The sequence below is a fragment of the Paramagnetospirillum marisnigri genome (genome assembly GCF_001650715.1).
Lineage (GTDB): Bacteria > Pseudomonadota > Alphaproteobacteria > Rhodospirillales > Magnetospirillaceae > Phaeospirillum > Phaeospirillum marisnigri.
Genome location: NZ_LWQT01000046.1, coordinates 57,376 through 66,453 on the forward strand (window position 1 = coordinate 57,376; position 9,078 = coordinate 66,453).

Annotated in this window: 9 protein-coding genes; 2 read left to right on the forward strand and 7 right to left on the reverse strand. The window is 65.8% G+C overall.

Features of this window, described 5'->3' with window-relative positions; genetic code table 11:
• Window positions 1-28: 28 nt before the first annotated feature.
• Genes A6A04_RS07845 through A6A04_RS07855 form a run of 3 tightly spaced genes read right to left on the reverse strand, consistent with a single transcriptional unit; the run spans window position 29 to window position 4,430 of the window.
• Window positions 29-994: a lysylphosphatidylglycerol synthase domain-containing protein gene (locus A6A04_RS07845; protein WP_068491629.1), complete on the reverse strand. Its 966-nt coding sequence runs from the start codon at window positions 992-994 to the stop codon at window positions 29-31.
• On the reverse strand, window positions 991-1,860 hold the full coding sequence (hpnK, locus tag A6A04_RS07850) for a hopanoid biosynthesis-associated protein HpnK (RefSeq protein WP_068491631.1): 870 nt from the start codon (window positions 1,858-1,860) through the stop codon (window positions 991-993). Before hpnK ends, A6A04_RS07845 begins: the two co-directional genes overlap by 4 nt.
• A complete protein-coding gene (locus tag A6A04_RS07855) occupies window positions 1,857-4,430 on the reverse strand; it encodes an MMPL family transporter (protein WP_068491633.1) in 2,574 nt (857 codons plus the stop codon). The genes hpnK and A6A04_RS07855 overlap by 4 nt, the downstream gene beginning before the upstream one ends.
• Window positions 4,431-4,607: 177 nt before the next feature.
• On the opposite strand from A6A04_RS07855, the gene A6A04_RS07860 reads away from it, so the two are divergent.
• Complete coding sequence (locus A6A04_RS07860; protein ID WP_068491635.1) at window positions 4,608-5,696, forward strand: TRAP transporter substrate-binding protein; 1,089 nt, start codon at window positions 4,608-4,610, stop codon at window positions 5,694-5,696.
• A 61-nt stretch (window positions 5,697-5,757) separates the two neighbouring features.
• Here the strand turns inward: A6A04_RS07860 and A6A04_RS07865 are convergent, their stop codons facing one another.
• Window positions 5,758-6,144, reverse strand: a complete 387-nt coding sequence (locus A6A04_RS07865) for a NifB/NifX family molybdenum-iron cluster-binding protein (protein ID WP_068491637.1) — start codon at window positions 6,142-6,144, stop codon at window positions 5,758-5,760.
• Between the two features lie 149 nt (window positions 6,145-6,293).
• On the opposite strand from A6A04_RS07865, the gene A6A04_RS07870 reads away from it, so the two are divergent.
• Complete coding sequence (locus tag A6A04_RS07870) at window positions 6,294-6,923, forward strand: response regulator (protein WP_068491639.1); 630 nt, start codon at window positions 6,294-6,296, stop codon at window positions 6,921-6,923.
• Between the two features lie 2 nt (window positions 6,924-6,925).
• On the opposite strand, the gene A6A04_RS07875 is transcribed toward A6A04_RS07870, so the two are convergent.
• The 3 genes from A6A04_RS07875 to hybE form a co-directional block, all read right to left on the reverse strand.
• Window positions 6,926-7,447, reverse strand: coding sequence for a hypothetical protein (locus A6A04_RS07875; RefSeq protein WP_068491641.1), 522 nt, complete (start codon window positions 7,445-7,447; stop codon window positions 6,926-6,928).
• Window positions 7,444-8,184 carry a formylglycine-generating enzyme family protein gene (locus A6A04_RS07880; protein WP_156612522.1) on the reverse strand — a complete coding sequence of 247 codons (741 nt, stop codon included), beginning with the start codon at window positions 8,182-8,184 and terminating at the stop codon, window positions 7,444-7,446. The genes A6A04_RS07875 and A6A04_RS07880 overlap by 4 nt, the downstream gene beginning before the upstream one ends.
• A gap of 107 nt (window positions 8,185-8,291) precedes the next feature.
• Window positions 8,292-8,759 (reverse strand): [NiFe]-hydrogenase assembly chaperone HybE, encoded by a 468-nt coding sequence (gene hybE / locus A6A04_RS07885; RefSeq protein ID WP_068491647.1) that lies wholly within the window; start codon window positions 8,757-8,759, stop codon window positions 8,292-8,294.
• Between the last annotated feature and the right edge of the window lie 319 nt (window positions 8,760-9,078).

Consider the following 9,078-nt stretch of genomic DNA (forward strand, 5'->3'; position numbering starts at 1 on the left):
AAACCCCTCTGAAAAACAAATCCATCCCTCAGCCCTCGGCCTGCTTGCGGGCGGCGGCGTGTTCCACGAAATGCCAGGCCAGCAGCGAAGGGATGCCCAGCATAAGCTCGCGGCCGCGCTTGAGCAACGACAGCGCCAGGGCGAGCTCGGGGGAGAGGCCCAGCAGGCCGCCCACCAGGACATAGCCGCCCTCCTGCAGGCCGATGGCGCCGGGAACCACGAAGGCGACGCTGCGTATGGCGAAGATGATGCTTTCCATGGCCAGGATATCCTCCAGGCTCATGGGGTGGCCCAGCAGCTGCATGGCCACCCAGGCCTCGGCGGCACCGGCCACCCAGGCGACACAATGCCAGAACACCGAAATGGCCACCCGCTTGCGGTCGGCATAGATGGCGTGGATGGCGGCGTGGACCCCTGCCTCGGCCTCGGGGGCTTCCCAGGTCTGGGGAGCCAGCTTGGCGGGCAGGGTTTCGAGGAAACGGACCACCGTCGACTTCTGCAGCGCGATGAAGGCCGCCACGCCGGGAATGCTGATGGCCAGGGCGATCAGCGCCCAGCGGGTGACCTCGGCGTCGGGGAAGTTGGTCATCCACATGGCCACGCCCAGCAGGCTGAAGATGATCTGGCCGATGGCCTCGGACGTGATGTCGGCCATCATCACCGCGCTGGCATCGGCGGTGCGCATGCCGAACTTGCTCATCATGCGGATGCCGACCACCTCGCCCGACAACGGCATGAAACCGGCCAATTCGCCGACTCCGTCCTTGATCCAGCGGCCCAGGATGAAGAGCCGGGTCGGCAACTGGTCCTGCAGCGCGGCCCAGCTCAGCCCGCACAAGGCCACCGGCAGGATGTGGTAGGCCGACAGGATCAGCACCCCCGTCACTCCGGCGGTATCCAGGGCACCGGCCACGTCGCCGAAGCCGTCGCGCAGCCACCAGGCAATGGCCAGGATCAGGGCGATGAGGCCGAGGCGGAGCGCGGCGGCCCTCATGACGCGGCCGCCTGGGCGGCGAAGGTGGTGAGAACGATGCCGCCATCCCGCACGCGGGCGCGGTTGCCGGAATCGATCAACGCCCGGTATTCCTGGTCCACCAGGTAATGGGACGGCATGGCCCGGTCGCCGTCCCAATGGCGGGTGGCGGGATGGCTGTAGATCTCGGACAGGCCGTCGGGCAGGTGGTCGAGGAAGCGGGCCACCCGCTCGGCGGTCATGGCGCCGCTGTCATTGACTCCGAAGGCACGGTCGTTGACCGCCAGTCCGGATCGGCGGGCCAGTTTGCGCATGGCCTGGGTGCGGCGCCAATGGAACAGGCCGTTCATCAGCCGGGTTCCCAGCTTGTCTCCCTGGGCGGCGTGGGACAGCAGCGGCGGCTCATAGGGGATGCGGATGCCCGGCGCGCCATATTCCACCGCCAGCGGCACCACCAGTTGGAACACGGTGGGATGCTGGTGGTAATGGTGATGGAAGTCCACATGGGCGAGAGGCAGGCCGGTGGCCTTGAAGCGCTCGAACTGCGCCCGCATCTCGGCCGAGACCTGACGGCGGACGGCGGGGCGCAGGAAGATGCGGGTGCCCAGCCCCACCAGGTCCAGGGTGAATCGGCCATCGGGGCCGACCAGATCGGGAATCCGCTCGGGCGGCAGGGCGGGGATTCCGTCCACCAGGGTGACATGCAGTCCGACCCCCAGCTTGGGCAGGCGCCGGGCGCGCTCGACCGCGTCCTCCACGGCCGCTTCATTCACCATCAGGCTGGCGGCGCTCAGGATGCCGTTGACATGGGCATCCTCCACCGCCTCGTTGACCGGGACGGCGCGTCCGAAGTCATCGGCGGTGACGATCAGGCGTTTGGCGCTCAAGACTTGGGCTTTCCCAGCAGATGGAAGATGGCGGGCAATACCACGAAGGTCGCCGTCACGGAAACACCCAGCGACAGGAACAACAGGATTCCCATGGAGGCGGTGCCGAGATGGGGCGAGACGGCCAGACTGCCAAAGGCCGAGCCGGTGGTCAGGGCGCTGAACAGCACGGCCCTTGTGGTGGGCGATTGCAGGTGACTGGTCACGCCATTGCGCCAATTGACCACGAAGTAGATGTTGAAGGCGACGCCGATGCCCAGCAGTAGGGGCAGGGCGATCACATTGGCGAAATTGAGCGCTAGGCCGCACAGCCGGGCCGCCAGCACCGTGCACAGCGCCCCCATGACCAGCGGCGCCACCACCAGGGCCGAGTCCACGACCCGGCGCAGCATGATGCCCAGCAACAGGCCGATGGCGATCAAGGCGCCGATGCCGGCCACGGCGAAGGCCCGGATGACCACCCGTCCCGATTCTTCCATGGCGATGGGGGCGCCCGACGCCAGCGGGCTGACGCTGGTGACCGCCTGGGCGAAGCGCGAGCGGGCCTCCTGGGTTCCCATGTCCTCCTTGGGCAGGACGCGCAGGCGGGTGCGGCCATCGGCGGCGATCCAGTCGCGGGTCAGCTCTGGCGGCAGGGTCTCCAGGGTGAGCAGTTCGACCGACAGGATACGGCGCAAGCCCGCCACCAGGGTCGGCAGGCCGGCGGCGGTATGGGCTTGCAGCTTCAGCGTGGCCTGCGGGCCGCCATTGGCGATGGCGGTCAGCGACTTTGCCAGACGCTGCGACAGGGCATGGGTTGGCGCGGCCGCGGCCAGTTGCTCGGCGACCTTGGCGACAATGGGTTGGAGCTCTTCGCCCGAGGGGGCGGGCAGCACCTTGGCGGGGGCCAGGCTCGGCCCCAGGACACCGGCCACGTCGGCGATGATGGCCAGTTTCTCTTCCTGCTGCTCGGGAACGAAGGTTGCCGCCGACATCACCCGGAGCACCTGCGGCAGGGCTTCCAGCCGGGCCATCAGGGCGGGGACCTCGGCGGGCGAGGCGGCCAGGGTTTCCACGCCGTAGACGCCGGAGTCGGGGTCCTTGGCCAGTTCGGTAAAGGCGGCCACCGCCTCGGCCTTGGGGTCTTGCAGGTGCAGCGGGTCGAAATCCAGCGGCATGGACGGGACCAGGGCGGCGCCCAGCAGGCTGAGGCCGCTGGCGACCAGGACGATGGCGCGGGCATGGCGCTGCAGCCAGGCATCGGCGGCACCCAGCTTCAATCCCACCGCTTCCCGCTCGGGCGGCGGCGGCATCAGGGCCAGCAGGGCGGGCAACAGGGTGAAGCTGGTGGCCAGGGCGATCAGCATGCCGCCGCCCGCGATCAGGCCCAACTGCGACACGCCGGTGTAATCGGTGGGCAGGAAGGACAGGAAGCCGACGGCGGTGGCCACGGCGGCCAGGGTCAGGGGCGAGGCCATGGCGGCGGCGGCCTGGGTGGCGGCCTTGGCGATGTCGGCATTCTCGAAATGGGCGGCCCGATAGGCCGTGACATACTGAATGCCGAAATCAACGCCGATGCCGACGAACAGCACCGCGAAGGCCACCGAAATGGGATTCAGGCTGCCCACCGTGGCGGCGGCGAAGGCGGCGGTGGCGATCAGGCCGAACAGAAGGCTGCCCATGATGGCGGCCACGGCGCGACCCGAGCGCACTCCCCAGAACAGCAACCCGACCACCATGACCACCGACAGCGGTGCCGACAGTTCGACGCCTTCGGTGACGGTGGCAAAGTTGGAATCCGACAATGCCACCGAGCCGGTGAGGCGGAGATTATATCCGTGTTCCGGAGTCAGGTTGAGGCGCTGGGCGGTTTCGCGAATGAAGCGGCTGGCATCCGATCCCGCCTCCAACTCACCGTAATCGAGCTTGGGCTGCACCAACAAGAAGCGTCGGGGAGCATCGCGGCGAGGTCCCGCCGCCATCATATCCTGCCAGTCGATGGGAGTGACCCGCTGGCCTGCCGCCACCGGTCCGGCGACCCGATCCAACTGGCTCAGCAGCGGCTCGATATCCTCGATACGGGCCTGGCCGTGGCTGACGCCCTGCAGCATCATGTCCACCGAGGCCAGCAGGCCCCGCAGCGAGGGATCGCGCGCCACCGCCGCCAGCATGGGCTGGGCGGATATCAGCTTTTCCGTCACCGTCACAAGCTCGGAGGGGGACAGGAACAACAGCCCATTGCGCCGGAAGAACATCTCCTCCGACGGCCGCTCCACCATCACGATCCTGCCCTTGCTGTCGAGCAGCGCCGACATCAGGCGCTCGACCGCATCCTCGGCAAGTTCGGTGGTGGGGCCGTCCAGCATGACCACCAGCCGGTCGCTGTGCTGGGGAAAGGCCTGCTCGATGACCCGCTCGGCCTTGCGGAACGGCAAATCGCTGGAGATGAGCTTGCTTTCATCGGTGTCCAGGCCCAAATGATTGGCAGCAAACAGGGCCAGGAGCACCGCCACCGCCACGGAACCCGCCGAAACGGCCTTGGCATGGCGCCAGCACCATCCCACCAGAGCAACCGCAAGACCTCTTAGCATTCAGCTCATCCATGCCGAAGGAGGAAAAATCGACCGGACTGTGCCCTCCCATCGGCCATAGAGCAAGCGTATCCTGAGAATGGCAGGCCTTGCGGATTGCGTTACCATACCCATGCTGTAGGATACTCTTCACCAACACCGGGATAGCCGGTGAAAAAGACAGACAAGGAGACGTCAATGGAAAGACGGAAATTTCTGACGACCGCCGCCGTGGGCGCGGCCGCCAGCACGATTGCCGCTCCGGCTATCGCTCAATCCATGCCGGAAGTGAAGTGGCGGCTGGCCTCCAGCTTCCCCAAGAGCCTGGATACCATCTATGGCGGCGGCGAGGTCATGGCCAAGCGTGTCGCCGAGGCCACTGACGGCAAGTTCCAGATTCGCGTCTTCGCCGGTGGCGAAATTGTTCCCGGCCTCCAGGTGCTGGACGCCGTCCAGAACGGCACCGTGGAGTGCGGCCATACCGTCAGCTATTACTATGTGGGCAAGGATCCGACTTTCGGCTTCGACGCCTCCATGCCCTTCGGCATGAACGCCCGCCAGCAGAATGCCTGGCTGTACCATGGCGGCGGTCTGCAGCTCATGCGGGAATTTGCCAAGAGCTACAACATCACCCTGTTCCCCGGCGGCAATACCGGCACCCAGATGGGCGGCTGGTTCCGCAAGGAGATCAAGACGGTCGAGGACATGAAGGGCCTCAAATACCGCATCGGCGGCTATGCCGGCAAGGTCATGAGCAAGCTGGGCGTGGTGCCGCAGCAGATCGCCGGCGGCGACATCTATCCCGCCCTGGAAAAGGGCACCATCGACGCCGCCGAATGGGTCGGTCCCTATGACGACGAGAAGCTGGGCTTCAACAAGGTCGCGCCCTTCTACTACTATCCCGGCTGGTGGGAAGGCGGCCCCAACGTGTCGTTCATGGTCAACCTGAACGAATGGGCCAAGCTGCCGAAGCATTACCAGGCGGTGTTCGAATCGGCCTGTGTCGAGGCCAATACCGACATGCAGGCCAAGTATGACGCCTTCAACCCGGCGGCCCTGAAGCGGCTGATCGCCGCCGGAACCCAACTGCGTCCCTTCTCCAAGGACATCATGGTGGCCTGCTACAACGCCGCCCAGGAGACCTATGCCGAGGAGGCCGCCAAGAACCCCGCCTTCAAGAAGGTGTGGGAGCATTGGAAGGCCTTCCAGGCCGACCAGCTTGCCTGGTTCCGGGTGGCGGAATCCGGCTTCGACAACTTCATGCAGCACGGCATTCCGAAGAAGTAATACGGAGTGTCATGCCAAGGATGAGCCCCGGGCCTCGGCCCGGGGCTTTTTCATTGCGGCATCAATGCTTCGAGAACAGGTCCAGCGCCTTGCAGATCAGGGCGCCGATGGGCCTGGGCTTGGGGTCCGACAGGCAATGGGCCAGATAGTCGGCCGCCGCCTTGGCCGGATCGGTTTCGGCGGTCTGGGCCACCTCGACGCCGCGCTTGCCCATATGCTTGACGAAGCCTTCGCCCGCCGAGATGGTGATCACGGCGGTGATGCCGTCCAGCGGATGTGGTCCCTGGTCGTCGAAGTGGTGGAACACCATGTCGGGCTCCAACTCCACCCGGGTCGGATTCGGCGCCACTTCGGTGTCGTTGACCTCGAAAACCAGCCATTTGCGGGTGCGGCCCGCATGTCCGGTTACCTTGCGATAATCATTGCTGACGGCGACGGCGATCTTCATGGGGACTGAATCCGCTCCGGTGGGAAATGTGAAATGCATCATAGACTTTCCCATGGGGCTCGTGCAGTAACTTGCGCGATAGGGATAAATTTAGTCAAACTCTACGAATATGGTTGGATCATGATCCCTTGGGGCGGAGGAGATCGACTGTGACGGTGCGCATTGTGATTGCCGAGGACCAGGAACTGGTCCGCCAGGGGTTGGTCGCGCTGCTGGCGACCGACGACGTGACCGTGGTCGGGCAGGCCGAGGACGGCAAGGGTGCGCTCGCCATGGCCAAGGCGCTGCTTCCTGACGTGGTGTTGATGGATCTGTCCATGCCCGAACTGGATGGGGTCGAGGCCACGCGGCGGATCAAGCAGCAGGTCCCCCAGGTCAAGGTGCTGGTTCTCACCACCGCCAATTGCGAACGCCGGGTCGCCGAGGCCCTGGCCGCCGGTGCCGACGGCTACGCCCTCAAGAAGCTCGGCCATGGCGAGTTGATGGCGGCCATCACGGCCGTCTGCGGTGGCAAGACCTATCTGGGGCCGGGCCTGTCTTCCGATCTGGTCAAGGAATACCTGGAAGGGGCCGAGATCGGCGGCGGCTCGCTGACCGCCCGCGAAAGCCAGGTGCTGCGTCTGATCGCGGGGGGGCAGAAGAACCGCGAGATCGCCGACCAGTTGGGCATTGCCATCAAGACGGTGGAAACCCACCGGACCAAGATCATGCAGAAGCTGGACCTGCACAATTCGGCGGAACTGGCGGCCTATGCCATCCGTCGCGGCCTGATCGAGTAGGTTTATCCAGCGAAGGCGGCGCGGACCATGACCATCAGGCGATGGATGCTGCGCCGCGCCAGCCGCCATATCGGCCAGGAGTCCAGCTTGGCATGGGCCCAGGCCTTGGCCCGGTTCACCGCGTCGTGCAGCCGCACGAACCATCCCACCGTCATCAGCGTCGGCTTGCACAGGGTGTAGAGGCGGGCGAACAGGGCGGTTCCCGTCAGCTTGGCGGCAAGCAGCACACCGATCCCCAGCAGGACCTGCCCCTGGGCCATGGCCCACAGGGCGACCAACTTGAACGGCAGCATCAGCACGCCGGGGATGACGAACACGACCGCGGCCCCCCATGGCGACAGGGCCTGGATGCGGGCTTCCAGCCTCGCCACCAGGGGCAGGCGGCCCAGCCGGGCCATGATGGCCTTCAGACCGGCCCACAGATATTCCTCCACCAGCATGATCACCACGGCCAGCGGCACCAGCAGCAGCGACAACAGGCGGCGGGGCAGGGAACGCGGAGCGGCGGGAGGAGGAGGGGTCATGGCAACTCGCAGAGCACTCGGACACCGATATTGTAGCTGTGTGCCCTCGCGTCGTTCTTGGCTCGGGCCGAGGCGCGGGACATGGCGGAGAAATAGTACCATGACCCACCCTTGACCACCTTTTCGGGACAATTTTCTTCGTTGGGCGGCGGCGCGGCGTGGGTCGGAGACCAGCAATCGGCGGTCCATTCCCAGACATTGCCGCTCATATCGAACAGGCCCCAGGGATTGGGCTTGTAGCTGCCCACCGGCTTGGTGCCGTAGGGATGGGGATCGCCCGCGACGCAGTCGCGGCAATTGGCGTTGCTGCCGCCCGCCTTGTCTCCCCACCAGAAGCCGGAGGTGGTTCCGGCCCGGGCGGCGTATTCCCATTCCGCCTCGGTGGGCAGGCGGCAGGACAGCCCGGCCTTGCGCGCCACCCAGCGGGCAAAGGCGCGGGCCTCGTCCCAGGTCATGTTGATGGCCGGTCGCTGGCCCCGGCCCCAGCCGTGATCGTCCTGGCCGCCCTTGCACCCGCCATCGCCGACGCAAGCCTGCCATTGGTCGAAGGTGACTTCGGTGCGGCCCAGGGCGAAAGCCCGGGAGATAACCACCGGGCGGGCGGGCTTCTCATTGGCGAAGTTGGAACTGTCGTCTCCCATCACCGAACTGCCCGCCGGTATCACCACCATGGGCGGGCAGGTGGAGCAGGCCAGGAAGGACTCTTCCGCTCCGGAGGTCGAGGCGAAACCTGTCATTCCGACGACCAGCGGAAGGAGGAATCCCAGCCTGACATGCCGCATCCCGGTTCTCGCCACCGGGTCGGGAGGAGATCCCTCGGCTTCGCTCGGGATGACAGAGTCCGTCATGGCCCCCGGTTGACACCCCAGCCGAAGCCGCAATCGGCGGCGGGGGCCTCGCCGGGCTCCAGGAAGAACGGCCCCACCGCGGCCCAGGCGGTGGTCGAGGCGGCGCCGTGGTCGGGGAACTGCCCCATGGGAGAGTGGATGGAATTGGACAGGTAAGGCCCCAGTTCCTCGCCATCGCCCACCAGGAAGATCACCTCGCCCTTGGGCATATTGATGCGGCGGCGCGATCCCACTTCGGCTCCGGCTAGGCCGGTGTCGGGCGGGCAGGGCAGCAGCAGGAAATTCATGAACCACGGCGTCACCAGGATACCCGCCAGCCAGCCGTCCCAGCGGCGGAAGCCCACCGCCTCCACCTCCAGCGCCGGATTGTAGAGGCCCAGATCCTTCATCCGCTCCTCGCCGATGCGACGGAAAACGGTCACAAGCTCCTGGATGCGGATCTCGTCGGCGGCGGTCAATGTCATGGTGGACTCCGGCAGGAAAGGAGACCGAATGCTAGTGTGGTGAATTCGAAGTTCCTATCATTTTTTCGCACCCGATATTAGGAACTTCGAATTCGTGAACCACACTAGAAACAATGAGTTGCTAGTGCCCTCATCGATACGGAAGTTCGAACGCAGTCTGGGAATGAGGTTGCGAACTTCCGAATCGGGGCACTAGAGGGAAGCCGACCACTGTGCAATCCACCTCGCTCATTGCAACAGGGGATCGTGTCCCTTGGATTGGTGTAACAGCGCAGTCGCCGTTTGATCTCCGGCGGGCTTGGCCGGATTGATCAGGCTG